General features: G+C 73.5%; 22 protein-coding genes, 4 tRNA genes and 1 riboswitch. Of the genes, 17 read left to right on the top strand and 9 right to left on the bottom strand.

Features of this window, described 5'->3' with window-relative positions:
* Positions 1 to 48 precede the first annotated feature (48 nt).
* Positions 49 to 519 carry a PKD domain-containing protein gene (locus ACTSKS_RS09180; protein WP_363931536.1) on the bottom strand — a complete coding sequence of 157 codons (471 nt, stop codon included), beginning with the start codon at positions 517 to 519 and terminating at the stop codon, positions 49 to 51.
* A gap of 479 nt (positions 520 to 998) precedes the next feature.
* Positions 999 to 1,724: a DUF6318 family protein gene (locus tag ACTSKS_RS09175; protein WP_442927477.1), complete on the bottom strand. Its 726-nt coding sequence runs from the start codon at positions 1,722 to 1,724 to the stop codon at positions 999 to 1,001.
* Between the two features lie 475 nt (positions 1,725 to 2,199).
* Here ACTSKS_RS09175 and ACTSKS_RS09170 point away from each other — a divergent pair, with 475 nt between their 5' ends.
* From ACTSKS_RS09170 to pgsA, 5 genes are all read left to right on the top strand, one after another.
* Positions 2,200 to 2,526, top strand: coding sequence for a DUF6504 family protein (locus ACTSKS_RS09170; RefSeq protein ID WP_036338972.1), 327 nt, complete (start codon positions 2,200 to 2,202; stop codon positions 2,524 to 2,526).
* Positions 2,523 to 6,221: a DNA polymerase III subunit alpha gene (locus ACTSKS_RS09165; RefSeq protein ID WP_442927476.1), complete on the top strand. Its 3,699-nt coding sequence runs from the start codon at positions 2,523 to 2,525 to the stop codon at positions 6,219 to 6,221. Before ACTSKS_RS09170 ends, ACTSKS_RS09165 begins: the two co-directional genes overlap by 4 nt.
* Positions 6,222 to 6,330: 109 nt before the next feature.
* Positions 6,331 to 8,349, top strand: a complete 2,019-nt coding sequence (gene thrS, locus ACTSKS_RS09160; RefSeq protein ID WP_078026251.1) for a threonine--tRNA ligase — start codon at positions 6,331 to 6,333, stop codon at positions 8,347 to 8,349.
* Complete coding sequence (locus tag ACTSKS_RS09155) at positions 8,346 to 9,026, top strand: HIT family protein (RefSeq protein ID WP_036340811.1); 681 nt, start codon at positions 8,346 to 8,348, stop codon at positions 9,024 to 9,026. The genes thrS and ACTSKS_RS09155 overlap by 4 nt, the downstream gene beginning before the upstream one ends.
* Entirely contained in the window at positions 9,026 to 9,637 is a 612-nt protein-coding gene (pgsA, locus tag ACTSKS_RS09150; protein WP_063189619.1) for a phosphatidylinositol phosphate synthase, read from the top strand. Before ACTSKS_RS09155 ends, pgsA begins: the two co-directional genes overlap by 1 nt.
* A gap of 24 nt (positions 9,638 to 9,661) precedes the next feature.
* Here the strand turns inward: pgsA and ACTSKS_RS09145 are convergent, their stop codons facing one another.
* From ACTSKS_RS09145 to ACTSKS_RS09135, 3 genes are read right to left on the bottom strand one after another with little or no spacing between them, the layout of a single operon-like run.
* Complete coding sequence (locus tag ACTSKS_RS09145) at positions 9,662 to 10,180, bottom strand: aminoacyl-tRNA deacylase (protein WP_069941367.1); 519 nt, start codon at positions 10,178 to 10,180, stop codon at positions 9,662 to 9,664.
* Between the two features lie 7 nt (positions 10,181 to 10,187).
* Positions 10,188 to 10,646 carry a SufE family protein gene (locus ACTSKS_RS09140; protein WP_406891085.1) on the bottom strand — a complete coding sequence of 153 codons (459 nt, stop codon included), beginning with the start codon at positions 10,644 to 10,646 and terminating at the stop codon, positions 10,188 to 10,190.
* A 37-nt stretch (positions 10,647 to 10,683) separates the two neighbouring features.
* Positions 10,684 to 11,577 carry a sulfurtransferase gene (locus tag ACTSKS_RS09135; protein WP_078026254.1) on the bottom strand — a complete coding sequence of 298 codons (894 nt, stop codon included), beginning with the start codon at positions 11,575 to 11,577 and terminating at the stop codon, positions 10,684 to 10,686.
* Between the two features lie 222 nt (positions 11,578 to 11,799).
* On the opposite strand from ACTSKS_RS09135, the gene zapE reads away from it, so the two are divergent.
* The gene (gene zapE, locus ACTSKS_RS09130) at positions 11,800 to 12,855 is read left to right on the top strand and encodes a cell division protein ZapE (RefSeq protein ID WP_237069530.1); all 1,056 of its coding nucleotides are present in this window, start codon (positions 11,800 to 11,802) and stop codon (positions 12,853 to 12,855) included.
* Positions 12,856 to 13,001: 146 nt separating this feature from the next.
* On the opposite strand, the gene ACTSKS_RS09125 is transcribed toward zapE, so the two are convergent.
* The 4 genes from ACTSKS_RS09125 to ACTSKS_RS09110 all read right to left on the bottom strand — a co-directional run bounded on the left by ACTSKS_RS09125 (position 13,002) and on the right by ACTSKS_RS09110 (position 13,396).
* Positions 13,002 to 13,075 (bottom strand) — tRNA-Gly (locus ACTSKS_RS09125).
* A 28-nt stretch (positions 13,076 to 13,103) separates the two neighbouring features.
* A tRNA-Val gene (locus tag ACTSKS_RS09120) sits at positions 13,104 to 13,175 on the bottom strand.
* Positions 13,176 to 13,233: 58 nt separating this feature from the next.
* Positions 13,234 to 13,304 (bottom strand) — tRNA-Cys (locus tag ACTSKS_RS09115).
* An 18-nt stretch (positions 13,305 to 13,322) separates the two neighbouring features.
* Positions 13,323 to 13,396, bottom strand: a tRNA-Gly gene (locus ACTSKS_RS09110).
* Positions 13,397 to 13,554: 158 nt separating this feature from the next.
* Here ACTSKS_RS09110 and ACTSKS_RS09105 point away from each other — a divergent pair.
* The 11 genes from ACTSKS_RS09105 (at position 13,555) to ACTSKS_RS09055 (ending at position 23,965) form a co-directional block, all read left to right on the top strand.
* Entirely contained in the window at positions 13,555 to 14,544 is a 990-nt protein-coding gene (locus ACTSKS_RS09105) for a hypothetical protein (protein WP_004167576.1), read from the top strand.
* Entirely contained in the window at positions 14,541 to 15,116 is a 576-nt protein-coding gene (gene def, locus ACTSKS_RS09100; RefSeq protein ID WP_004167575.1) for a peptide deformylase, read from the top strand. Before ACTSKS_RS09105 ends, def begins: the two co-directional genes overlap by 4 nt.
* Positions 15,113 to 16,213, top strand: coding sequence for a methionyl-tRNA formyltransferase (locus ACTSKS_RS09095; protein WP_004167574.1), 1,101 nt, complete (start codon positions 15,113 to 15,115; stop codon positions 16,211 to 16,213). Before def ends, ACTSKS_RS09095 begins: the two co-directional genes overlap by 4 nt.
* On the top strand, positions 16,210 to 17,841 hold the full coding sequence (locus ACTSKS_RS09090) for an RsmB/NOP family class I SAM-dependent RNA methyltransferase (RefSeq protein WP_237069529.1): 1,632 nt from the start codon (positions 16,210 to 16,212) through the stop codon (positions 17,839 to 17,841). The genes ACTSKS_RS09095 and ACTSKS_RS09090 overlap by 4 nt, the downstream gene beginning before the upstream one ends.
* A 16-nt stretch (positions 17,842 to 17,857) precedes the next feature.
* Positions 17,858 to 18,529, top strand: coding sequence for a ribulose-phosphate 3-epimerase (gene rpe, locus ACTSKS_RS09085; protein WP_004167572.1), 672 nt, complete (start codon positions 17,858 to 17,860; stop codon positions 18,527 to 18,529).
* A gap of 94 nt (positions 18,530 to 18,623) precedes the next feature.
* Positions 18,624 to 18,768: riboswitch (FMN riboswitch) on the top strand.
* Between the two features lie 82 nt (positions 18,769 to 18,850).
* Positions 18,851 to 19,555 carry a nicotinamide riboside transporter PnuC gene (pnuC, locus tag ACTSKS_RS09080; protein WP_004167571.1) on the top strand — a complete coding sequence of 235 codons (705 nt, stop codon included), beginning with the start codon at positions 18,851 to 18,853 and terminating at the stop codon, positions 19,553 to 19,555.
* Positions 19,552 to 20,688 carry a bifunctional diaminohydroxyphosphoribosylaminopyrimidine deaminase/5-amino-6-(5-phosphoribosylamino)uracil reductase RibD gene (gene ribD, locus ACTSKS_RS09075; protein ID WP_237069528.1) on the top strand — a complete coding sequence of 379 codons (1,137 nt, stop codon included), beginning with the start codon at positions 19,552 to 19,554 and terminating at the stop codon, positions 20,686 to 20,688. Before pnuC ends, ribD begins: the two co-directional genes overlap by 4 nt.
* A complete protein-coding gene (locus ACTSKS_RS09070; protein WP_010078770.1) occupies positions 20,689 to 21,345 on the top strand; it encodes a riboflavin synthase in 657 nt (218 codons plus the stop codon).
* The gene (gene ribB / locus ACTSKS_RS09065) at positions 21,342 to 22,655 is read left to right on the top strand and encodes a 3,4-dihydroxy-2-butanone-4-phosphate synthase (protein ID WP_237069527.1); all 1,314 of its coding nucleotides are present in this window, start codon (positions 21,342 to 21,344) and stop codon (positions 22,653 to 22,655) included. Before ACTSKS_RS09070 ends, ribB begins: the two co-directional genes overlap by 4 nt.
* On the top strand, positions 22,652 to 23,134 hold the full coding sequence (gene ribH, locus ACTSKS_RS09060; protein ID WP_036383758.1) for a 6,7-dimethyl-8-ribityllumazine synthase: 483 nt from the start codon (positions 22,652 to 22,654) through the stop codon (positions 23,132 to 23,134). The genes ribB and ribH overlap by 4 nt, the downstream gene beginning before the upstream one ends.
* 546 nt (positions 23,135 to 23,680) lie before the next feature.
* Complete coding sequence (locus ACTSKS_RS09055) at positions 23,681 to 23,965, top strand: hypothetical protein (RefSeq protein ID WP_080696003.1); 285 nt, start codon at positions 23,681 to 23,683, stop codon at positions 23,963 to 23,965.
* The last annotated feature ends 48 nt before the right edge of the window (positions 23,966 to 24,013 follow it).

Genomic DNA, 24,013 nt, shown 5'->3' with positions numbered 1-24,013 from the left:
GCCGCGGGGCGGTGGACGGGAGACCGTCGGCCGCCCCGCGGTCTGTGCTCAGCCGGCCGGAGTGGATTCGATGGGGCCGGTGCAGCCCCAGGCTGAGGAGTCGACGCTGCAGTCATCGGCGACATTGCGGGTGATGGTGCGCCAGATGTCCGCGGTGACGGGGGCCGAGTCGAGGCTGATGGTGCCCGGGATGAGCACCCACTCGCCCCCGGCCTCCCGGTATTCGCCGATGTAGACGGTGGTGAGGCGGACCGTGTACTGCCCGGTGTCCTCGTACACGTGGCTCGTGGGGGTGGGGACGTTGAACTCCGGCTGGCTCTGGCCTGCGACCGAGGTGGTCTTGGTGGGGGACCCGTCCCCGTAATCCCAGTGGAAGCTCACCGGCGTGGCGCGGAGTTCGACCTCGACCCCGTTGAGGGTGGTGACGAGCGTGCGCGTCTCGGCGTCTGCGTAGAAGTTGGTCTCCGCATGGCGGATCCCGCGTCCGCCATTGTCCGACCGGATCTCAGGCTCCAGCACGAGGAGCGTGCGGACCTCGTCGATGGAGACGGGCGGGGTGCCGTTGCTGGAGGCCTTGGCCGTCCAACATTTAGGGGCGCCATAGGCGGGATTAGCATCAGGCTGACGAGTGTCTACGGTCTGCGCCCTGATCCACGAACCCTCGGGGCAGAAGTTCGCCTCTTGCTCTCGACAACTCTCGAAATCCGGATTGCCCAGCTGCCCCGAGAAGCATGCACTGACCGTTTTGTGCTCTAGGTGTGGGTCCGGGCGGGCGGCGGTCGCTGAGTAATCAGTTGCAACAACTGAACTTGAGGTTGATGAGTGTCTATCTGAGCATTTCTTATTCGCCGCAATGCCCTTTTTATTTATTGAGTAGTGGCTCTTCGAAGAAGTGCACGACTCGATGTCTCGTGCGTGTGAAGGGGTGGCGGCGGCAGTGGTAGGCACGAACAGGAGGCTGATCAATAATGCCACTAATGCAATCCAGGTGCGCCCCATCAGTTAGATCCGATCGAACCTTCATATGACATCTCATCAACAATCCAGTGTGAAGATTCGGGGTTAAACGAGACCTCCGCGATCCAAGGCTGCTTGGAGGCCGCTTCAACATCTCCGTTCTCGGGAACAACCCCGCCCTTGGTGTATCCCGTTCCTGTGCCCGTAGTGACAAGGAGTGTCGAGACATACCCGGTTTCGGATCGATGAGTCAGAATCGAATCGATCTGTACCTCAGTGCCGGTGTACCACCCCCCGTCTTTGTAGATCATTTGCAGGTCGTTCGAGCTGAACTGGCAGAACTCGCAATACTCGCTGTAGAGAGAGTCGAGGAGTTCCGTGTCTCCGGTCTGCTCGGCGTAGTAGTGCACGTCCCAGAAGTAGCGAATCGCCGCCTCGGCGCCCTCCTTGGTCTCTTCCTTCATGGCGGCGGGCATCTCCGGCTTGGGCACGTTCTGAGCGGGGCCGTCGGCAGACGCGGGCATGTATTCGCCGGACCCGCTCGTCGTGGCCGCGGGGGATGAGCTGACGCCTGCGGTCTCGCTCGTGCTCGCGGGCGCGGACGTCTCGACGGCGGGCTTGGCGGACGAGGGCGACGTCGTCGACGACTCGGCGGGCTCGGACTGTCCGCCGCAGGCGGTCAGCGCGAGCGCCAAGGCCACGCTGAGCGTGCCGGCCTGGGCGAATCGGTGGCGGCGCAGGGCGCGCCCGGGTGCGGTGAGAGACATTTCCCCTCCAACTGGACGTCCGTCGTGTGTCCGCGCCTCCCGCGCTGATCCCGCAGCGCGGTGCCCGTGGCATGCGAGGCCCGGTTGGTTCGGAGTATACGCAGGCGGATTGTGGTCCTGCTCGCATTGTCCACAGGGCCGTGCCGACGCACTTCGTCCGGCCCAAGAGACGATTTTCTCGTGCATGTGCGCCCCAGGGTCGGATTCGAGGTCCCCCGCCAGGACTCGGCCAGCCGGTCTCACGAAAAGGGCGTTCCCGGCCTCGCTCGTCTCGGGGCGATGCGTCCTTAACGTGTCCGGCGGCCACCCTACGTTCGCCTCCATCGCATTCGAACACATATTCGAGTACGATCGGGGGTGCGGCCCCACCTTCCCACTTCTTCCCCGCGTCCGGTCCGCCGGACGGGCCGCGCTCCCATCGCCCGACGGCATCCCGTCGTCGGTCCGGTCAGCAGTGCACAGGGAGAGAAGCAGAATGGGAGTCCTCACACAGTCGGTGGCGGTGGAGTGCGGGGCAGACGGTACCCCGCAGGGGCTGCGCTGGAACGGGCGGGACTACGTCCTCGCAGAGCGCCCCGTGCGCTGGTTCGAGCGGCGCCGCTGGTGGGCGGAGGAGGTCCGCGCGGAGAAGGGCCGCGGCGCCGGTCTCGTCGACCACGAGATGTGGCGGCTGCAGGTCCGCCTGGCCCGGGCCGGCGCCGCGCCCCTGCAGACCCTCGACGTCGCCCACCACCTGGACTCCGGCCGGTGGCGGCTCGTGCGCGTCCACGAGCACGCCCAGGACCTGAGGCGGTCGGCATGAGCCAGGCCGCCGCGGCCGGACGCACCGCCGCCCCCTTCGCCCACCTGCACGTCGCCTCCGCGTTCAGTGCCCATTACGGGGTCAGCTGGCCCGAGGACCTCGTGGCCGCCGCCGCGGCCGCGGACATGGACCTGCTGGCCTGCACCGACCGGGACGGGCTCTACGGCATGGCCAAACACGTGGGCGCCTGCCTGCGCCACGGCATCACCCCGATCGTGGGCGTGGACCTGGCCGTCCGGTGGAGCGAGGACGAGGACGCCGGCCGCGTGGTCGTGCTCGCCCGAGGAGGCTGTCATGGCTCCGGCTACCGCTCCCTGTGTGAGCTCGTCTCCGCCGCCCACGCCCGCACCACCGGGGGAGCGGCGGGCGGCAGCCCGTGGGCCAGCGTCGCCGAGCTCGCCGCCGCGGCGGCCGGCCGGGTCCCCACCGCCGCCAACCGGGACAACCCGCCCACCCCCGAGCTGTTCGTCCTCCTCGGCCCGGACTCGGACGTCGGCCGCCACCTGGCCCGCCGCCGGTACGCGGCCGGCCTCGCCGCCCTGCGCCGCTGGAAGGCGGCCCTGCCCGCAGGCAGCCCCCACGCCGACGTCGTCACCCACCTCTCCGCCCCCGGCCACCGCCTCGACACCGGGCACGCCGTGAAGACCCTCCGCGCCGCCCGCCAGGCCCGCATCCCCGCCGTCCTGACCAACGCCGTGCGCTACGCGGCCCCGGACGGTGCCGCCACCGCGGACGTCCTCGACGCCGTCCGCGCCCTCAGCTCCCTCGACGCCCTCCACGACCTGCAGCCCAACGGGCAGGGCTGGCTCAAGTCCACCGCCGCCATGCACCGCATCGCCCACGAGGTCGCCTCCGCCGCCGACGACCGCCCCGCCCCCCTGCTCGAGGCCACCCGCCGCCTCGCCGAGGCCTGCGCACTCGACCCCGAGACCGACCTCGGCTGGGGCGTGCCTCGCGTCCCCGAGGCCGCCGTCATCGGCATCGACGGCCCCCCGGAGCACGTGCTGCGCGAGCGCACCCGCACCGGCCTCCTCGCCCGCTACCCCCACCTCCACACCGGAGGAGGCCTCCCCGGCACCAGCCAGGCGGCCCGAGACCTGCAGGACCGCGCCGAACACGAGCTCGGCATCATCACCCGACTCGGCTTCTCCTCCTACTTCCTCACCGTGGCCGCCGTCGTCGACCTCATCGAGGGCATGGGCATCCGCGTGGCCGCCCGCGGCTCCGGCGCCTCCTCCCTCGTCAACCACGCCCTGCGCATCTCCCATGTCGACCCCATGGCCAACGGCCTGATCATGGAGCGCTTCCTCTCCACCGACCGCTCCACCCTCCCGGACATCGACATCGACGTGGAGTCCGCCCGCCGCCACGAGATCTACCACGCCGTCGTCGAACGCTTCGGCGCCGAGCGCACCACCCTCATGAGCATGCAGAACGCCTACCGGGCCCGCGGCGCCGTCCGCGACGCCGGCCTCGCCCTCGGCATGCCCGAACCCGAGGTGGACGCCATCGCCAAGCAGCTCTGGCGCTTCTCCGCCTCGAACTTCCGCGAAGCCCTCCAGCGCATGCCCGAACTCGGCGGCCTCTCCCGCCGCATCGAGTCCGGCCGCGCCGAGGGCGACCGCCAGCTGGACCTGCTCGTCGACCTCACCGAACGCCTCGACCGCCTGCCCCGCCACATCTCCATGCACCCCTGCGGCGTCATCCTCGGCGACGCCACCCTGCTGCACCGCACCCCCGTCCAGCCCTCCGGCATGGGCCTGCCCATGAGCCAGTTCGACAAGCACGACATGGACCCCATGGGCTTCCTCAAGCTCGACATCCTCGGCGTGCGCATGCAGTCCGCCATCGCCTACACGATCGCCGAGGTCGAACGCACCACGGGCGAGCGCATCGACCTCGAACAGGTGCCCCTCGACGACGACGCCACCTACGCGATGATCCGCACCACCCACACCCTCGGCTGCTTCCAGATCGAGTCCCCGGGCCAGCGCGAACTCGTCGGCAAACTCGCCCCCCGCGAGTTCAACGACCTCACCGTGGACATCTCCCTCTTCCGCCCCGGCCCCATGCAGTCCGACATGGTCCGACCCTTCCTTGAACAGCGGCACGGCTGGGCACCCGCCCACTACCCGCACCCCGACCTGCGGCCCGTCCTCGCCGAGACCCACGGGGTCACCGTCTTCCACGAACAGGTCCTGCGCACCATGGACGTCATGACCGGCTGCGGACTGGCCCGCGCCGACGAGCACCGCCGCCTCCTCGGCGGCCCGCAGGAACACCTCGTCGAAGAGGCCTTCCGCACCGGCGCCCTCGCCCGCGGCTACTCCCTCGAAGTCATCGACGAGGTCTGGGCCACCCTCTCCGCCTTCGGCTCCTTCGGCTTCTGCAAGGCCCACGGCGCCGCCTTCGCCGTCCCCACCTACCACTCCGCCTGGCTCAAGACCCACCACCCCGCCGCCTTCATGGCCGCCATCCTCGAACACGACCCCGGCATGTACCCCGCCCGCCTCATGGTCGCCGAGGCCCGCCGCATGGGCATCCCCGTCCTCCCCGTGGACGTCAACGCCTCCTCCCGCCACGTCCACGTCGAGTGGGTCCCCGCCCACCCCGAGATCGACGACGGCGCCCCCGGCCGCTGGGGCATCCGCCTGCCCCTCACCAGCCTCTCCGGACTCAGCGAAGCCGAGACCGACCGCCTCGACGCCGGCCGTCCCTACCGCTCCCTCGCCGACGTCCGCGACCGCGCCCGCCCCACCGCCCGCAACCTCGAACGCCTCGCCCAGCTCGGCGCCCTCGACTGCCTCCTCCCACCCGGCGGCGCCTCCCGCACCGACCTCGTCCACCACCTCGAACTCCAGCACTCCACCACCCGCGGCACCGCCCCCGGCCGCACCGCCCCGCGCTCGCGGTCCGCCCGTCCACGGCAGGTGGAGGGCCAGCTGGCCCTGGACCTGCCGGACACCGAGCTCACCGCCCTCGCCCCGCTCTTCCCGGACCCGGGCCCGGCCGCCCGGGTCCGCACCGAGCTGGAGCTCACCGCCCTGGACGTCACCGCCCACCTCATGGACTCCCACGCCCCGTACCTGGACGCGCTCGGCGTCACCCGGGCGAAGGACCTGCTCGGGCTGCGCACGCAGTCCCGGGTGCTCGTGGCAGGGGTGCGCGTGGCCACCCAGACCCCGCCCATGCGCAGCGGCAAGCGGGTGGTGTTCCTCTCCGTGGACGACGGCACCGGCTGCGTGGACGCCTCCTTCTTCACGGAGGCCCAGCACGCCTCGGGAGAGATGCTCTTCTCCGCCCGCCTCCTGCTGATCGAGGGCACCGTCCGGCGCACCGGCGACCGGGCCGTGTCCGTCCAGGCCGTGCGCGCCTGGGACCTGCACCGGCCCGAGACGCTCCCGGACCCCGACTACCTGGACGCCACCCGGCAGCAGTGGCGGGACTGGCTCGCGGCGGACCGCCGAGCCGCCGCCGCGCGCCGCAGCAGCCGGGCGGGCACCGGGGCGCAGCCCCTGCCGGACATCCCGCACCACGGCACGGGCGGCTGGCCCGTGAAGGTGCGCACCGACGTCGGACCGGCCGGCGGGGCCCGCCCCGGCCGCACGGCACCCGATCGGCCCGCGCCGGAGCACACCCCGATCCCGGTGCCCCACCCGGAGACGTGGGAGCTGCTGCCCACCCCGGACAGATGAGACCGTCCGCCTCCGTGCCCCGCCGTCCGGCCGCGCCCCTAGAATGGGACGCGGCCGACGGTGGCCCCCGTACGCCACCGATCCCGAAGCCAGACCTCGAAGGAGCACCGTGTCGGAGCCGAAGAACATCCTGCTGACCGTGGACGGAGAGCTGCGGGAGGTGACGCACGGCACCACCGGCCTCGACCTCTTCCGCGAGAAGCCGACCACCGCCGTGATGCGGGTGGACGGCCTGCTCTGGGACCTGGCCCGCGAGATCCCCGCCGGCGCATCCGTCGAGTCGGTGGACATCACGGAGCCCGAGGGACTCGAGGTGCTGCGGCACTCCACCGCCCACGTGATGGCCCAGGCCGTGCAGCAGCTGCGCCCGGGCGCCAAGCTCGGCATCGGCCCGTACATCACGGACGGCTTCTACTTCGACTTCGACGTCGACGAGCCCTTCACCCCCGAGGACCTCAAGCAGATCTCCTCGCTCATGCAGAAGATCGTGAAGTCCGGCCAGACCTTCCGCCGCCGCGTCGTGGACGAGGAGACCGCCCGCGCCGAGATGGCGGAGGAGCCCTACAAGCTCGAGCTGCTCGGCAAGAAGGACGCCGCGGACACCGCCGGCGAGGGCGCCTCCGTGGAGGTCGGGGCCGGGGAGATCACCATCTACGACAACGTGGACCGCAAGACCGGCGACGCCGTGTGGTGCGACCTCTGCCGCGGCCCGCACCTGCCCTCCACCAAGCTCATCGGCAACGGCTTCGCGCTCACCCGCTCCGCCGCCGCCTACTGGCTCGGCAATGAGAAGAACAAGCAGCTGCAGCGCATCTACGGCACCGCCTGGGCCAGCAAGGACGACCTCAAGGCCTACCAGGAGCGTCTCGCCGAGGCCGAGCGCCGCGACCACCGCAAGCTCGGCGCCGAGCTGGACCTGTTCTCCTTCCCGGACGAGCTCGGCTCCGGCCTGCCCGTGTTCCACCCGCGCGGCGGCATCATCCGCAAGGAGATGGAGGACTACTCCCGTCGGCGCCACACCGAGGCCGGCTACGAGTTCGTCTACACCCCGCACATCACCAAGCAGCACCTCTACGAGGTGTCCGGCCACCTCGACTGGTACGCGGACGGCATGTTCCCGCCCATGCACATCGACGAGGTCCGTGATCCCGAGACCGGCGAGATCACCCGCCAGGGGCAGAACTACTACCTCAAGCCGATGAACTGCCCCATGCACAACCTGATCTACCGCTCCCGCGGCCGGTCCTACCGTGAGCTGCCGCTGCGGCTGTTCGAGTTCGGCTCCGTGTACCGGTACGAGAAGTCCGGCGTGGTGCACGGGCTCACGCGCGTGCGCGGCATGACCCAGGACGACGCCCACATCTACTGCACCCGCGAGCAGATGAAGGAGGAGCTGACCACCACGCTCAACTTCGTCCTCGACCTGCTCAAGGACTACGGCCTCAACGACTTCTACCTCGAGCTCTCCACGAAGGACCCGGAGAAGTTCGTCGGCTCCGACGAGATCTGGGAGGAGGCCACCCGCACCCTCGCCGAGGTCGCGGAGGCCTCCGGTCTGCAGCTCGTCCCGGATCCGGGCGGCGCCGCGTTCTACGGCCCGAAGATCTCGGTCCAGGCCCGGGACGCCATCGGCCGCACGTGGCAGATGTCCACCATCCAGCTGGACTTCAACCTGCCCGAGCGCTTCGACCTCGAGTACCAGGCCGCCGACGGCACCCGTCAGCGCCCCGTGATGATCCACCGCGCCCTCTTCGGCTCCATCGAGCGCTTCCTGGGCGTCCTCACCGAGCACTACGCCGGCGCGTTCCCGGCCTGGCTTGCCCCGGAGCAGGTCGTGGCCATCCCGGTGGCCGAGGCATTCAACGACTACCTGGACGACGTCGTCGCGAAGCTGCGCGCCGAGGGGATCCGGGCGCGCCTGGACGACTCCTCGGACCGCTTCCCGAAGAAGATCCGCACCGCGGCCAAGGAGAAGGCGCCGTTCGTGCTGATCGCCGGCGGCGAGGACAGGGAGGCGAACGCCGTGTCCTTCCGCTTCCGCGACGGCACCCAGGACAACGGCGTGCCGGTGGAGGAGGCGATCGAACGCATTGTGAAGGCGGTGCGCGAGCGCGAGGTCACCCCATGACCAGCCCCGGCACCGGCGGATCCGACGCGCGAGCGCAGGCCCGCGCGTCGGCGGACGCCGCCGCCACGGACGGCTTCGAGCTGCCCGGCGCCCCGGACGCCTTCGAGCGGTTCTGGAACGCCCACCGCATGGCGTACGTGTCCAAGGGGACGGGCCAGGTCAAGGACGAGCACACCTGCCCGTTCTGTGCGGCCCCGCAGCGCGACGATGAGGACTCCCTCATCGTCCACCGCGGCCGCACCGCCTACGTGGTGCTGAACCTGTACCCGTACAACCCCGGTCACCTGCTCGTCTGCCCCTACCGCCACGTGCCCCTGTACACGGACACCACCACGGAGGAGGCCGCCGAGATGGCGGAGCTGACCCAGACGGCGATGCTCGCCCTCGGCCAGGCCGCCGGCGCGTCCGGCTACAACCTCGGCATGAACCAGGGGGCGGTGGCCGGCGCCGGGATCGCGGCCCATCTGCACCAGCACGTGGTGCCGCGGTGGACCGGCGACGGCAACTTCCTGCCGATCATCGCCCGGACCAAGAACATGTCGCAGACCCTGGGGGAGACCCGGCAGATCCTCGCGGACGTCTGGGACCGGGCCGCCCGGGACCACGCCGCGCGCCAGGCGGCCAACGCCCGTGCCGCGGGCGAGCATCCTCGCCCGGGGGCCGGAGGCCCCGCCTGATGCTGGACCGTCACGCGCGCGGCGTCACCACCCGCCTGTTCACCCCGGTGGCCCGTACGCTCCTGCGGGCCGGGGTCAGTCCGGACACCGTGACGGTCGTGGGCACGCTCGGCGTGAGCCTGGGCGCGCTCGTGCTGTTCCCCCTGGGGCACCTGTTCTGGGGCACGCTCTTCATCACCGCGTTCGTGTTCTCGGACCTGGTGGACGGGATCATGGCGCGCGAGGCCGGGTCCACCGGCCGCTGGGGCGCGTTCCTCGACTCCACCCTGGACCGTGTGCAGGACGCGGCCGTGTTCCTCGGGCTGTGCCTGTGGGGCTTCGGCGTCGGCGCCGCACCCGCGGTCGGCGCGCTCTCCGGGGCCTGCCTCGCCCTGGGCATGCTCGTCTCCTATGTGCGTGCCAAGGCGGAGGCCCTCGGCTGGGACGCGCACGTGGGCATCGCCGAGCGAGCGGAACGGCTCGTGGCCACCCTCGTGGTCGCCGGCCTCACCGGCCTCGGTCTGCCCCCGGTCGTCCTGGCCGTCACCTTGGGGCTGCTCGCTGCCGCGTCCTTGGTCACCGTCGGCCAGCGCATGGTCGCGGTGCGCCGCCAGGCGCGCGACGACGCCTGACCGGTCCGCCGCAGGACTCGCCCGTCAGTCCGCCGCGATCTCCGCGACGACGGCGCCCGTCACCTGCACGAGGTCGGCGGGGGCGATCTCGACATCCAGGCCGCGTTGCCCGCCGGAGACGTACATGAGTTCCGCGTCGAGAGCGGAGGAGTCCAGGACGACGGGGTGGGGCCGGCGCTGGCCCAGGGGCGAGACGCCGCCCCGCACGTAGCCGGTCCGGCGTTCGACGACGGCCAGATCCGCCAGGGCGAGTCGCTTGACGCCCAGCACCGCGGCGGCGGCCCGCAGGTCCAGCTGACCGGACACGGGCACCACGCATGCGGCGAGCGCGCCGTCGGGGTCCGCCACCATCAGCGTCTTGAACAGTCGGTCGGCGGGCACGCTGAGCGCCCGGGCGACCTGGACGCCGAACCGCTCGCCGCCGGCGTCGAGGGCCACGTCGAAGGTGTGCAGCCGGTACGGGACCCCGGCGGCCTCGAGTGCGGCGACGGCCGGCGTGGCCGCCCCGTGCCGGGCGCCGCGATCCTTCTTGCGCTGGCCCACGGCGGACTCAGGCGATCCCGGCCTGCTCGCGCACGTTGCGCTTGATGCGGCCGAGCATGGCGGACATGCCGCGCAGGCGCAGGGGGGTGAGGGCCTGGGCCAGGCCGAGGCGGGTGGGGATGTCTTCGGGCACGTCCACGACCTCGAGGGCGCTCAGCCCGTCCAGGCCCTGGGTGAGCACGGAGGCGAAGCCGCGCGTGGTGGGCGCCTCCGGGGGAGCGGTGATGAAGAGGCGGACCGGGGCCTGCGGGCCGGGCTCACCCTCGAGTTCGACGGCCAGGAACAGCGGGGTCTGACACTCCACGACCTGCTCCATCTCGGCCTCGTGGCCGTCGTAGCGCTCCGGCAGCGCCGGCAGCTCGTCCGAGAACTCCAGCAGCAGCTCGAGCTTCTCGGGATCGGGCACCCCGGCGAAGTCGTCGATGATCTCGGCCAGGGCGGCGGGCACGGCGTGGTTCTCGGTCATGGTGTCCCAGTCTAGTGATCCACGCCGTGCCGGGGGCTCAGCGCGCGGGGGCCTCGCCCGGCTCTTCGCCGACGGCGATCGGCAGGCGCACGGCGTTGCCCCACTCGGTCCAGGAGCCGTCGTAGTTGCGGACGTCCTCGTGGCCGAGCAGGTACTTGAGCACGAACCAGGTGTGGGAGGACCGCTCGCCGATGCGGCAGTAGGCGATCACGTCGTCGCCCTCCTGCAGCCCGGCGCCGGCGCGATAGACCTGCTCCAGCTCGGCGCGGGACTTGAAGGTGCCGTCCTCGTTGGCCGCGGACGCCCACGGCACGGACGCCGCCGTGGGGATGTGGCCGCCGCGCAGAGTGCCCTCCTGCGGGTAGCCGGCCATGTGCGTGGTCTCGCCCGTGTACTCGGGACGGGAGCGGACGTCGATCAGCGGGGTGGTCCCGATGGCCTGCAGGACGTCCTCGCGGGCGGCGCGCTCGGTGTGGTCGTCGCGCTCGATCACCGGGTACTCGGCGCGGGCCACGGTCGGGACCTCGCGGGTGGTCTCGCGTCCCTCCGCGATCCACTTGTCACGGCCGCCGTCCATCAGGCGCAGGTCCTCATGGCCGTAGAGGGTGAACACCCACAGGGCGTAGGCGGCCCACCAGTTGGACTTGTCGCCGTAGAACACCACGGTGGTGTCCCGGGAGATCCCCTTGGAGGCGGCGAACTCGGCGAAGGCCTCGGGGCCGACGAAGTCGCGGGTGACGGGGTCGTTGAGCTCGGTGTGCCAGTCGACGCGCTGGGCGCCGGGGATGTGGCCGGTGGAGTAGAGGAGAGCGTCCTCGTTGGACTCGAGGACCACGACGTCCTCGTCGCCGACATGGTCGGCGACCCACTGCGTGGACACCAGCTTCTCGGGGTGGGCGTACTCGGAGAACTTCGCGGCGGTATCGGTCATGGCACTGCCTTCCTTCGCGTCGGGCGGGCCCGCACGGGCCCGGGGCGGGCGGCACGACGACGGCGGGTTCCGTGTCCGTGCCCTGCACGCCAGATTACGGCACATCGGTGTCACCTAAGAGGGTAGGGGCCCCTCAGTCCGGGACACGCGAGGTCACATGGGTCGGGTCCGCGGCCCGATAGCATGGCCCGGAATCCCCGTCGTCGACCCTGGGAGTGTCCCGTGGCTCAGATCGTCCACCTCGCCGACCGTTCGCCGCAGGTCACCCCGGACCAGCTGCTGGCCGGCTTCCACCCGTCGTACCGCTTCGGCACGGTGTCCTTCGACACCTACATCCCGGACCCCGCGCACCCCACGCAGGCACAGGCCGTGGAGCGGCTGCGCCGGTTCGCGGCAGACCTCGGCCGGGGCGGCTCGGGCGGCGGGTTCCTCGGCGGCCTGTTCGGCGGGAAGAAGCGGGCGGCGGGGCCGGCCGGCATCTACCTCGACGGCGGCTTCGGTGTCGGCAAGACCCACCTGCTGGCCTCGACGTGGCACGCGGCCCCCGGACCCAAGGCGTTCGGCACGTTCGTGGAGTACACCAACCTCGTGGGCGCCCTGTCCTTCCGCAAGGCGGTGGACGAGCTCAAGGAGTACACCCTCGTGTGCATCGACGAGTTCGAGCTCGACGACCCGGGGGACACCGTGCTGATGTCCCGCCTCATGCGCGAGCTGGCCGACGCCGGCGTGCGCCTGGTGGCGACCTCCAACACCCTGCCGGGCTCGCTCGGCGAGGGGCGCTTCGCGGCGCAGGACTTCAAGCGCGAGATCCAGGTCCTGGCCGACCAGTTCGAGGTCATCCGCGTGGACGGCGAGGACTACCGCCACCGCGGCCTCTCTGCCGCCCCGTCGCCGCTGGACGACGCCGCCGTCGAGGCCACCGCCCGGGAGAACTTCCCCGACGCGGGCGTGCTCGCCGTGGACGACTTCGCGGACCTCACCGCGATGCTCTCCCGCGTGCATCCCTCCCGCTACCGCGAGCTCGTCAAGGACGTGGACGTGCTCGCCCTCCACGACGTGCACACCATCACGGAGCAGGCCACGGCCCTGCGCTTCGTGGTGTTCGCGGACCGCCTGTACGACAAGGACGTGCCCGTCCTCGCCTCCGGCGTGCCCTTCGACGCCCTGTTCACGCAGGAGATGATGCACGGCGGGTACATGAAGAAGTACTTCCGCACGGTCTCCCGCATGACCGCCCTGGTCCGGGAGGGCCAGACGGGCGTGGCCGAGCACAAGTGAGCCGGCCTGGTCGCCACTCGGGGCCGGGCGGGACGTGACGTGACGTCCTGCCCGGCCCCTCGTCGCCGAGGCGGGCCTCGCCCGGGCGGATGCGGGCCGCCGGACACGACGAAGGCCCCTCCCGAGGGGAGGGGCCTTCAGATCGGAGCGGATGACGAGATTCGAACTCGCGACCTCCACCTTGGCAAGGTGGCGCTCTAGCCAACTGAGCTACATCCGCCTGAGTCGATCCTCACGGATCGTCTCCGTGCGCGATACTGGGTTCGAACCAGTGACCTCTTCCGTGTCAGGGAAGCGCGCTACCGCTGCGCCAATCGCGCTCGTCCACCTCCGAGGAGGTGATGAACATGCCGCCACTCCCGGTCGGAGAAGCCTGCGAGGTCGGGACGGGATTCGAACCCGCGTATACGGCTTTGCAGGCCGCTGCCTCGCCTCTCGGCCACCCGACCAGGGGTGAAGGTTGAGCGAGCGGATGACGAGATTCGAACTCGCGACCTCCACCTTGGCAAGGTGGCGCTCTAGCCAACTGAGCTACATCCGCGTGTCGGTGCCGCCGGGATCGGCTCGTCCGAGCCGCTCACCTGCGTTTTCCAACGAGAAAGAACTCTAGGCCATCTCCGCCCGGATGCAAAATCGGCGTCGGCAGGCGTGTCGGGCCACTCCGTCGGGGGTCCGTGGACCCTGCCAGAATGGCTGACCATGACCCAGCCACGCCTCGCGCATCAGACCCCCCACGGACGCATGTACGCGCGCTCCCTCTCGGGCCTGCCCGAGGTCCCGTCCATCACCACCGTGATCGGCATGGAGAAGACGGACCTGGACGGCTGGGTCGGGTGGATGGCGGCCCAGTCCGTGACCCAGGATCCGCGCCTGGCGGAATCCGTGGGCTCCGCGGCGCGCCTGAAGCAGGTGGCCCGGCAGTCCGCCGACGCCGCCGCTCGCTACCGGGACGCCGCGGCCGAGCGCGGGGACCGCGTGCACGACTACGCCGAGCAGGTCGCCCAGCGTGCCCTCGGCCGCCCCCACACCATGGCGGAGGCCCGGGCCCGACTGATCGAGCATGGCGAGGGCGCCTACGCGGACCGCTTCGACGAGTGGTGGGACCTCTACGACGTCCGGCCGATCGCGGCCGAGATCACCGTCTGGAACCACACGGTGGGCTACGCGGGCACGCTGGACCTCGTCGCCCGGATCGGTGGCCGGCTGTGCCTGATCGACTACAAGACGAAGGGCACGGGGCGGGACGGACGGGTCAAGGCGCTCGACCCCAAGGTGGTCATGCAGCTGACTGCCGGCCTGAAGGCGGAGGAGTCCCTGGTGGACCCCGAGGCCGGCACCTGGGAGGAGTGGCGGCACGGTCAGGCCGAGATGCTGCTCGGCGTCGCCCTGGGGGAGACCGAGGTCGCCGTGCATCAGGCGAACCCGGGCGTGCTGCCCCGCCACTGGCACAAGTTCTGGGCCCTGCGCCAGGTCTGGAGGCACGCGCAGGCCGTGGACGACGCCGGACCTGCGCTCCGCGTCATCGGCCCGCCTCCGCCGTCGGTCCCGGCGTCGGCGGCCACCGGCCTGCAGGCCGTGCGCGCCGCGGCGTTCGGCGGCGGCTCCCACGCCGCCCCGGACGTGGCGCCCGACGGGTCGTCGTCGCGCCCGGCGTCCGCCGCCGAGGGCGGCGATAGGGTGACGGCGTGACCGTCCTGCCCGTCCGCACCGTCCCCGACCCCGTCCTGCGCACCGCCGCGTCGCCCGTCCCCGCGGGGGCGGACGTGCGCGCCCTCGTGACGGACATGATCGCGACGATGCACGCCGTCGGGGGCGTGGGCCTGGCCGCGCCCCAGGTGGGCGTGGGTCTGCGCGTCTTCGTGTTCGACGTCGCCGGCGTCGCCGGGCATGTGGTCAATCCCGTGCTCGAGACCGCCGGGCAGGCGCTGCGGGAGCCGGGCGAGGGGTGTCTGTCCGTGCCGGGGCTGCGCTACCACCCGGCGCGCGCCGCCGAGGCCGTCGTCCGCGGCACCGACGTGGACGGGAACCCGGTGGAGCACCGGGGGACCGGCCTGCTCGCCCGCTGCCTCCAGCACGAGACCGACCACCTCGACGGGATCCTCTACGTCGACCGTCTCGACGGCGAGGAACGCCGTGAGGCCCGCCGCCGCATGCGCGCCGGCGAGGTGGACCGCGCCGCTCGCCGCATCGGGGCCGCGCGCGCGGCCGCCGTCAGCTCGGCCTTCGGCGCCCCCGCCGCCGGAACAGGAGCCGCCCGATGACCGCCCCGACACCCCTGCGCGTGCTCTACGCCGGCACGCCCGAGACCGCCGTGCCCGTGCTTCGCGCCCTGCTCGACTCACCCCACGAGGTCGTCGGCGTGCTCACCCGGCCGGACGCCCCGGTCGGGCGCCGGCGGGTGCTGACCCCGTCGCCGGTCGCGGTCGTGGCCGAGGAGGCGGGCCTGCCCGTGCTCAAGGCCGACCGACTCCGCGGACCCGAGGGCGCCGATGCCCTCCAGGCGATGCGCGCGCTGGAGGCGGACGTGGCCGTCGTCGTCGCCTACGGGGCCCTCGTGCCCGCCGAGGCCCTGCAGATCCCGCGCCACGGCTGGCTCAACCTGCACTTCTCCGCGCTGCCGGCCTACCGCGGTGCCGCCCCCGTCCAGCGCGCCGTGATGGCCGGGGAGACCGAGATCGCCGCCGACGTGTTCCAGCTCGAAGAGGGCCTGGACACCGGACCCGTCTTCGCCCGCCTCACCCGCCCCGTCGCGGCCGACGAGACCGCCGGGGCCGTGCTCACCGACCTCGCCGAGCGCGGCGGCCCGCTCGTGATCGACGTGCTCGACCGCCTGGCGGACGGCACCGCGACGGCCACGCCCCAGCGCGGCGCACCCACCCACGCGCCGAAGCTCACGGCCGCAGACGGCCTGGTGGACCCCGCCCGCCCGGCGGCCGAGGTGGCCGCCCGGATCAACGGCGTCACCCCCGAGCCCGGCGCCTGGGGCTGGCTGACCGCGGGCGACGGCGCCGCCCCGGCCCGCTTCAAGCTCGACGGCGTCGCCCCGGTCCGCGCCGGCGACGACGGCTGGCCCCCCGCCCTCGACGCCGCGGTTCCCGGGCAGATCCTGGTGGCCGCGAAGGCCGCCTGGCTGCGCACCGCCGGGGGGGCCGTCCGGCTCTCCCGCGTCCAGCCGGCGGGCAGGAAGCTGATGCCGGCCGCCGACTGGGCGCGCGGCGCCGCCGCCGGGGCCGCGCTGCTGGCCGGGGAGGAGCTCGCCGACCACGAGGCGCAGGTCCGTCAGGAGGCCGCCGCCCGGGCGGCGGCACGCGAGGCCGCGCGGAACACCGCGGCACAGGACGAGGAGGCACGCGCATGAGCCGCGAAGGACAGCCAGGACGGGGCCGGGGCGAGCGAGGCGCCCGCGGGGAACGCGGCCGCGCACCCCGGGCGGACTCCCAGGACCGCCGCGACGCGCAGGGGCGCACCCGCAACCGGGGTCGCTCCGGCGCCGGGCGGAAGTACTCGGCGCAGGCGCCGTCGCAGCGCTCCCGCACCTCCGACCCGGCGCGCCGCGTCGCGTTCGGGGTGGTCCGCGCCGTCCACGCCGAGGACGCGTACGCGAACCTGGTCCTCCCGGCGCGCATCCGCCAGGCCCGCCTCGACCGGCGCGACGCCGGCTTCGCCACCGAACTCGCCTACGGCACCCTGCGCGGCCTCGGCCTGTACGACGCGATCCTGACCCGCTGCGTGGACCGCCCGCTCGAGAAGATCGACCCACCCGTGCTCGATGCCCTGCGGCTCGGCGCCCACCAGCTGCTGGGCATGCGCGTGCCCGCCCACGCCGCCCTCGACGCCACCGTCTCCCTCGTGCGGGCCGAGATCGGGGCCGGCGCCTCCGGGTTCGTGAACGCGGTGCTGCGTCGGGTCGCCGAACGGCCCCTCGAGGAGTGGCTGGCCGACGTCGCCCCCGCCGACGGCGGCGACGCCGCCCTGGCCGTCCGCGCCTCGCACCCGGTGTGGATCGTCCGCGCGCTGCGCCAGGCCTTGGCTGCCCACCGCGGCACTCGCCACATCGCCGACCGCGACGCCGAGCTGGCCGCCCTGCTCGAGGCGGACAACGCCCCGCCCGTGGTCAACCTCGTCGCCCTGCCCGTGGCCGGTGGGGCCGAGGCGCTCGCCGCGGCCCTCGACGACGGTGCCGAACCCGGGCGGCTGGCCCCGGACTCCGCCCTGCACTCCGGCGGCGACGCCGGCCGCCTGCCTGGGGTGCGCGAGGGCGTGCTCCGCGTCCAGGACGCCGGCTCCCAGCTCACCGCCCGGGCGCTGGCCCAGGCACCCGTCCCCGCGGCCGCGGGGCGGGCCGAGCGCTGGCTCGACCTATGCGCCGGCCCCGGCGGCAAGGCGGCCCTGCTGGCCGCCCTCGCCGCCGAGCGGGGTGCGACGCTCGTGGCCAACGAGGTCGCCCCGCACCGCGCCGACCTCGTCCGGCAGGCACTTGCCGCCGTGCCCGCCGACGCCTGGACCGTCCGGGTCGGGGACGGCCGCACGATCGCCGACGCCCCCGAGGCGGCCTCGGCGTTCGACCGCGTCCTCGTGGACGCCCCCTGCACCGGCCTCGGTGCGCTGCGCCGTCGCCCCGAGTCGCGCTGGCGCCGCACCCCGGCCGACCTCGCCGAGCTCACCGGCCTGCAGGCCGAGCTGCTCGACGCGGCGGTCACCGTCCTGGCCCCCGGCGGGGTGCTCGCCTACGTGACCTGCTCCCCGCACGTCGCGGAGACCGTCGTCCAGGTCCAGGACCTCGTGCGCCGCCACCCCGAGCTGGAGCTGCTCGACGCCGGCACCGCCCTCGACGCCGTCGCGCTCGACGATCTGCGCCTGGACGAGGCCGAACCCGCCGGCGGGCCGGAGCCGGGCGACGTGGTCGCCCACACGGCCCAGCTCTGGCCGCACCGGCACGGCACCGACGCCATGTTCCTGGCCCTGCTGCGCGCCCCCGGCGCCTGACCGAGAGGACCCGACCATGACCGCCCACGCCCCGCGCCTGCACCCCTCGATCCTGTCCGCGGACTTCGCCCGCCTCGCCGACGAGCTGGCCCGCATCCCCAGCGCGGACGCGGTGCACGTGGACGTCATGGACAACCACTTCGTCCCGAACCTCACCCTCGGCCTGCCCGTGGTCGAGGCGATCCGACGCGCCACGGACCTGCCGCTGGACCTCCACCTGATGATCGAGGACGCCGACCGCTGGGCGCCGGGCTACGCGGAGGCGGGGGCCGAGTCCGTCACCTTCCACGCCGAGGCCTCGGCGGCGCCCGTCCGGCTGGCCCGCGAGCTGCGCGCGGCCGGAGCGAAGGCCGGCATGGCGCTGCGGCCGGCGACCGCGGTCGAGCCCTACCTGGACATGCTCCCGGAGCTGGACATGCTCCTGCTGATGACCGTGGAGCCCGGCTTCGGGGGGCAGGCGTTCCTCGACGTCGTGCTGCCGAAGATCCGCCGGGCCCGCCGCGCCCTCGACGGCGGGCCCGTCCCGCTGGCCCTCCAGGTCGACGGCGGCGTGAACCGGGAGACCATCGAACGCGCGGCCGAGGCCGGGGCCGACGTGTTCGTGGCCGGCTCCGCGGTGTTCGGCGCCGAGGACCCCGACGCCGCCCTCGTCGGCCTGCGCACCGCCGCCGCCCGCGCCTGCCACTGAGCCCGGAGACGCGGTCGCCCGGCCGCCGCGCCGGACGTCGCCCGGCGTCGTCCGTCGTCCCCGGCCGGCCGGGCGTGCGATACTGCTGGACAGCAACGTGCTCCGAGATGCGGTGGAAGTCCGCACCGGCGGTGACAGCCCGCTAACCGCGCGGCCCGTCCTCATCCGAGGAGGTGCCGAGCGGCCTGACCGGTGGAATTCCGGTGCCGACCGTACAGTCGGGATGGGAGAGGCACGCGGCGGAGCCGTTCCGCGCCCTGCGCGGGAGGGCTGCGGAGCGCACCCCTCGGAGTCCCGATCCGAGGAGGTGGCGTCACGGTCATGGACTGGCTGGTGGACGCGTTCAACTGGACCATCCCGGTCGCCGGCGGCGGCCTGCTCATGCGCGAGGTGCTGGGCAACGTCTTCGGCCTCGCCTCCGCCCTGGGCGGCATGGCGCGCAGGGTCTGGGCCTGGCCCGTGGGCATCCTCGGCAACCTCATCCTGCTGACGGTCTTCCTCGCCTCCCTGTTCACGGGGGCCGACCACGCCACCCTGCTCGGCCAGGCCGGCCGACAGGTCATGTTCATCGCCGTCTCCGTCTACGGCTGGGCGCGCTGGCGTCAGGCCCGCCGGGGCCACGCCGAGGACGCCCCCGCCATCACCCCGGAGTGGGCCGGCTGGCGCGGGCGCGTGTTCCTCGTGACGGCCATGGCGGTCGGCACCGTCGCCCTCACCCCCGTGTTTCGCGCGCTGGGTTCGTGGGAGCCGGTGTGGGCGGACGCCTGGACGTTCGTGGGATCGCTGCTGGCGACCTATGGCATGGCGCGCGGCTGGGTGGAGTTCTGGCTGATCTGGGTGGCCGTGGACGTCGTCGGCGTGCCCCTGCTGTGGAGCACCGGCTACTACGCCTCGGCCGTGATGTACGCCTTCTACGGCGCCTTCACCCTGATCGGCTTCTTCGTGTGGCTGCGCGCCACGGACCGGGACAAGCCCGCCGTGGAGACGCTGCTGCCCGACGGCCCCGAGGGGGACGTCGCCCGATGAGCACCGCCGAGACCCCGTCCGCCGACCCCATGGACCTCGCCGTCCGCGCCGCGCTGCGCGGCGTGCGCGGCGCCAACCCCCTCGTCGGGGCCGTCCTGACCGACGAGGCCGGCCGCGTCCTGGCCGTCGGCCACCACCGCGGACGGGGGACCGCCCACGCCGAGGTCGACGCCCTGACCCGCTGGCGGGCCGCCCGTGCCGCGGATCCGGCCCTGGCCGCCCTCGACCCCGCCGGCCTGACGCTGCACGTCACCCTCGAGCCCTGCGACCACACCGGCAGCACCGGCCCCTGCTCGCAGGCCGTCCTGGACGCGGGGATCGGCGCACTGCGCTACGCCGTCGCGGACCCCACCGGTCACGACGGCGGCGGCGCGGCCCGCCTCGCCGCGCACGGGGTGCGCGTGACCGGCCCCACCGGCGAGGCGGCCGCCCTCGCGCTCTCCGCCCGCTGGCGCGAGGTCCGCGACGCGGGCCGCCCGTGGGTGACCGGGCACCTCGCCCAGTCCCTCGACGGCCACGCCGCGGCCGCCGACGGCACGAGCCAGTGGATCACCGGCCCGGACTCCCGCGTCCACGCCCACGAGGTGCGCTCCCGCGTCGACGCCATCGTCGTCGGCACGGGGACCGTCCTGACCGACGACCCCCGCCTCACCGCCCGTGACGCCGCCGGCGCCGAACTCGCGCACCAGCCCGTGCCCGTCGTCCAGGGTCACCGGCCCGTGCCCGACGGCGCCGCCCTGCGCACCCACCCGGTCCTGCTGCACGTGCCGGACCACGACCCGCACGCCGTCCTCGCCGCGCTCGCCGCCCATCCCGGGCCCTGGCCCCGCAGCGGGGACCGCCCGGCACACGTGCTCATCGAGGGCGGACCCCGCGTGCTCGGCGCCTGGCTGCGCGCCGGCCTCGTGGACGAGCTCATGGTCTACACCGCGCCCCTGCTGCTCGGCCCGGGCCGCGCCGCCGTCGCCGGCCTGGACGTCGCCACGCTGTCCGAGGGACTGCGCTGGCACCCCGACCCCGCGGAGGGCGGCCCCGTCCGTGCCTTCGGGGACGACGTCTGGGCCCACCTGAGCCCGGTGCCGGCCCCGCGCCTGCCCACCGCCCCCGCCCCGACCCGTTTCCAGGAGGACTGAGTGTTCACCGGCATCGTCACCCATCTCGGCACCGTCGTCGCCCTCGAGCACGACGCGGCCGCCGACACCGCCCTGCTGACCCTCGACGCCGGCGGCGCCCTCGACGGGCTGCCCGCCGGCGGCTCGCTCGCCGTCGACGGCGTGTGCCTCACGGCCCTCGACGAGCCCACGGAGCGCCCCGGCGTGTTCCGTGCCGACCTCATGGGCCAGACGCTGCGCATGACCAGCCTCGGCGACCGCGCCCCGGGGGACCGGGTCAACCTCGAGCGCTGCCTGCGCCCCACCGACCACCTGGACGGGCACGTGGTCCAGGGCCACGTGGACGGGACCGGCGAGGTCCTCGCGGTCACCCCGCACGGGGCCTGGACCACTCTGCGCATCGGCCTGCCCGCCCGCCTGGCCCGCTACGTCCCCGCGCAGGGGGCCATCGCCCTGCAGGGCGTCTCCCTCACCGTCACCGCCGTCTCCGACCCGGGCGCGGCCGCGCACTGGTTCGAGGTCGGCATCATCCCGGCCACGCTCGAGGCCACCACCCTAGGCGCCCTGCGGCCGGGCGACCGCGTCAACCTCGAGACCGACGTGCTCGCCCGGTACGCCGAGCGTCTCGCGCTCATCCCGTCCGCCCCCGCCGCACCCACCGAGGAGGCCCGCCCGTGAGCGAGCACATCCGTCTGGACCCCGTCCCCGCGGCGATCGCCGCGATCGCCGCCGGCCGGCCCGTCGTCGTCGTGGACGACGCCGACCGCGAGAACGAGGGTGACCTGATCTACGCGGCCGCCCTGGCCACCGACGAGGTCACCGCCTTCACCGTCCGCCACACCTCGGGCGTCATCTGCGCGCCCCTGCCGGCCGGCCTGGCCGACCGCCTGGCCCTGCCGCCCATGACCACCGTCAACGAGGACCCCAAGGGGACCGCCTACACCGTGAGCGTGGACGCCGCCGCCGGCGTCACCACCGGCATCTCCGCCGCCGACCGCACCCGCACCCTCCGCGTGCTCGCCGACCCCGGTGCCGCCCCCGGTGACCTGACCCGGCCCGGTCACGTGTTCCCCCTGCGCGCCGTCCCCGGCGGCGTCCGGGCCCGCCGCGGCCACACCGAGGCCGGCGTCGAGCTGTGCCGCCTGGCCGGCGTCGCGCCCGTGGCCGCCATCGCCGAGCTCGTCCACGACGACGGCACCATGATGCGCCTGCCCGCCCTGCGGGAGTTCTCCGACGAGCACGATCTCGTCCTCATCTCCATCGAGGACCTCGTGGCCCACCTGGAGGAGACGACGCCGGCCCTGACCGCCGTCCCCGCCGAGGCCACCCTGCCGACCCGACACGGCCTGTTCCGCGTGAGCGTCCACGTGGACGCCGAGACCGGGGCCGAACACCTGCTGCTCGTGGCGGGGGAGACCGACCCGGAGCGTCCCCTCACCGTCCGCGTGCACTCGGAGTGCCTCACCGGCGACGTCCTCGGCTCCCTGCGCTGCGACTGCGGCCCCCAGCTCGAGGACGCCCTGGCCCGCGCGGCGGCCGAGGGCGGCGCCGTCCTCTACCTCCGGGGCCACGAAGGACGCGGCATCGGCCTGGCCAACAAGATCCGCGCCTACCGGCTCCAGGAGGAGGGGATGGACACCGTCGAGGCCAACCTCGCCCTCGGTCTGCCCGCCGAGGCGCGCGACTGGGCCGGGGCCGCCGCCGTCCTCACGGCCGCCGGCCATCGGCGCATCCGCCTGGTCACCAACAACCCCGCGAAGGTCGCGGGGCTGCGGGCGGCCGGCATCGACGTCGTCGAGCGTGTCCCGGCCCCCACGCCCGTCACCGAGCACAACGTCGTCTACCTGCGCACCAAGCGGGACCGCATGGCCCACGCCCTGGCGGACCGCGTGCTCGAACCGCCGACGGCCACCGGCGGCCCCGCCACGCCGGCCGATGACCCGACCACCGACCCGACCCACCCCACCCACCAGGAGGACACCCCATGAGCGGCGCCGGAGCCCCGACCTTCACCCCCGACCCCGCCGCTGCGAGCGGCCTGAACGTGGCGATCGTCGCCGCCCAGTGGCACACGGAGATCATGGACGGGCTGATCGCCGGGGCGCAGGCCGCCGCGGCCGACCTGGGCCTGGAGCCCGTGCTCGTGCGCGTGCCCGGCACCGTCGAGCTCACCGTCGCTGCGGCGCGGCTGGCGGAGCGCTTCGACGTCGTCGTGGTCCTCGGCGTCGTGGTGCGCGGGGACACCCCGCACTTCGACTACGTGTGCCAGTCCGTGACCCAGGGCGTGACGGAGGTCTCGGTGCGCACCGGCGTTCCCGTGGGCTTCGGCGTGCTCACCGTGGACACCGACCAGCAGGCCCGCGACCGGGCGGGCCTGCCCGGATCCCGAGAGGACAAGGGACGCGAGGCCCTCGAGGCGGCCGTCCTCACCGAGCTCGCGCTGCGCTCGGTCACGCCACGGGACTGAGGGTGGCCGGGCGGGGCTGCCTGCTGGGTCGGCTGCTCTCGACGTGGACCCTGTCCCCGGGGCCGGTGGGGTGATCGCAGGCCGGTCAACCGGGCCCGTCCGGAACGCCGGCAGCCCCGCGCCGTCATGGATGGGGTCGGCCGGAGGGCGCGGGGACCCGACGATAGAGGCGGAGACGCGAAGCCCCCGCCCTTCGTCTCGCTCGCGGCATCCACAGCTCGTCGTCCACTGCCCCGACCGTCAGGGCGGGCCGTTGACCCCCAACGCGTTCACCGCCGCAGACGGGTGATCTATGCGGCCCGCCCCGCCTCGGACGACTGCGTCGGGGTGCACGGAGCCTGCCGCAGCGTGGCCGCGTTCAAACAGTCCATGGCCCTGCTGGGAGCTGCGCGAGACCGGGCTGCTGCTCACCCCCCTGGTGCCGGCCCGCTCCATCGTCCCCGGTGCACGTCTGGCCTGCGACTGGCTGGGCCACTATGAGAAGCGCGAACCCGTCGCCTCCGCCTACGCCGACCTGGCCGGCCTCATCTTCGAAAGGGTCACCGCATGAACGAGAAGCAGCTTGAGCCCGACCTGAGTCTGCGAGCACAGCGACGCAAGCCCACCCCGGCCCCCCAGACCCCGGCTCCCGGAGCGGTGATCCCCGCAGAACCGGCAACGACCTCGGACCCGGCCGGTGGGTATGCGCCCCTGGCGCGGCGTGGGGCGCCGACCGTGGCCCTGAACGTGCGAGTGCCCGAAGCGATCCGCGACGCGGTGCGTCGAGAGGCCGCCACGAACCCGGCAACGCCCAGCCAGGCCGCGGTCATCGAAGCCCTAGGGCATGTCTGACAATCGTTTGGACCATGCGAGCACAGCATTCAGGACCACAGCGGACCG

Source organism: Micrococcus sp. TCR-5 (genome assembly GCF_052220525.1).
Classification (GTDB): domain Bacteria; phylum Actinomycetota; class Actinomycetes; order Actinomycetales; family Micrococcaceae; genus Micrococcus; species Micrococcus luteus.
Note: the sequence above shows the minus strand (reverse complement) of the source record. Positions and strands in the feature narration are given on the sequence as shown.

Bases quoted from the DNA above. Each gene is read 5' to 3' on its own strand.
- ACTSKS_RS09090 (WP_237069529.1), top strand. From the start codon at position 16,210: ATGAGCCGCGAAGGACAGCCAGGACGGGGCCGGGGCGAGCGAGGCGCC.
- ribD (WP_237069528.1), top strand. From the start codon at position 19,552: ATGAGCACCGCCGAGACCCCGTCCGCCGACCCCATGGACCTCGCCGTC.
- ACTSKS_RS09155 (WP_036340811.1), top strand. From the start codon at position 8,346: ATGACCAGCCCCGGCACCGGCGGATCCGACGCGCGAGCGCAGGCCCGC.
- ACTSKS_RS09140 (WP_406891085.1), bottom strand. From the start codon at position 10,646: ATGACCGAGAACCACGCCGTGCCCGCCGCCCTGGCCGAGATCATCGAC.
- ACTSKS_RS09055 (WP_080696003.1), top strand. From the start codon at position 23,681: ATGAACGAGAAGCAGCTTGAGCCCGACCTGAGTCTGCGAGCACAGCGA.
- pgsA (WP_063189619.1), top strand. From the start codon at position 9,026: ATGCTGGACCGTCACGCGCGCGGCGTCACCACCCGCCTGTTCACCCCG.
- ACTSKS_RS09175 (WP_442927477.1), bottom strand. From the start codon at position 1,724: ATGTCTCTCACCGCACCCGGGCGCGCCCTGCGCCGCCACCGATTCGCC.
- ribH (WP_036383758.1), top strand. From the start codon at position 22,652: ATGAGCGGCGCCGGAGCCCCGACCTTCACCCCCGACCCCGCCGCTGCG.
- rpe (WP_004167572.1), top strand. From the start codon at position 17,858: ATGACCGCCCACGCCCCGCGCCTGCACCCCTCGATCCTGTCCGCGGAC.
- ACTSKS_RS09095 (WP_004167574.1), top strand. From the start codon at position 15,113: ATGACCGCCCCGACACCCCTGCGCGTGCTCTACGCCGGCACGCCCGAG.
- pnuC (WP_004167571.1), top strand. From the start codon at position 18,851: ATGGACTGGCTGGTGGACGCGTTCAACTGGACCATCCCGGTCGCCGGC.
- ACTSKS_RS09105 (WP_004167576.1), top strand. From the start codon at position 13,555: ATGACCCAGCCACGCCTCGCGCATCAGACCCCCCACGGACGCATGTAC.
- ACTSKS_RS09170 (WP_036338972.1), top strand. From the start codon at position 2,200: ATGGGAGTCCTCACACAGTCGGTGGCGGTGGAGTGCGGGGCAGACGGT.
- ACTSKS_RS09165 (WP_442927476.1), top strand. From the start codon at position 2,523: ATGAGCCAGGCCGCCGCGGCCGGACGCACCGCCGCCCCCTTCGCCCAC.
- ACTSKS_RS09135 (WP_078026254.1), bottom strand. From the start codon at position 11,577: ATGACCGATACCGCCGCGAAGTTCTCCGAGTACGCCCACCCCGAGAAG.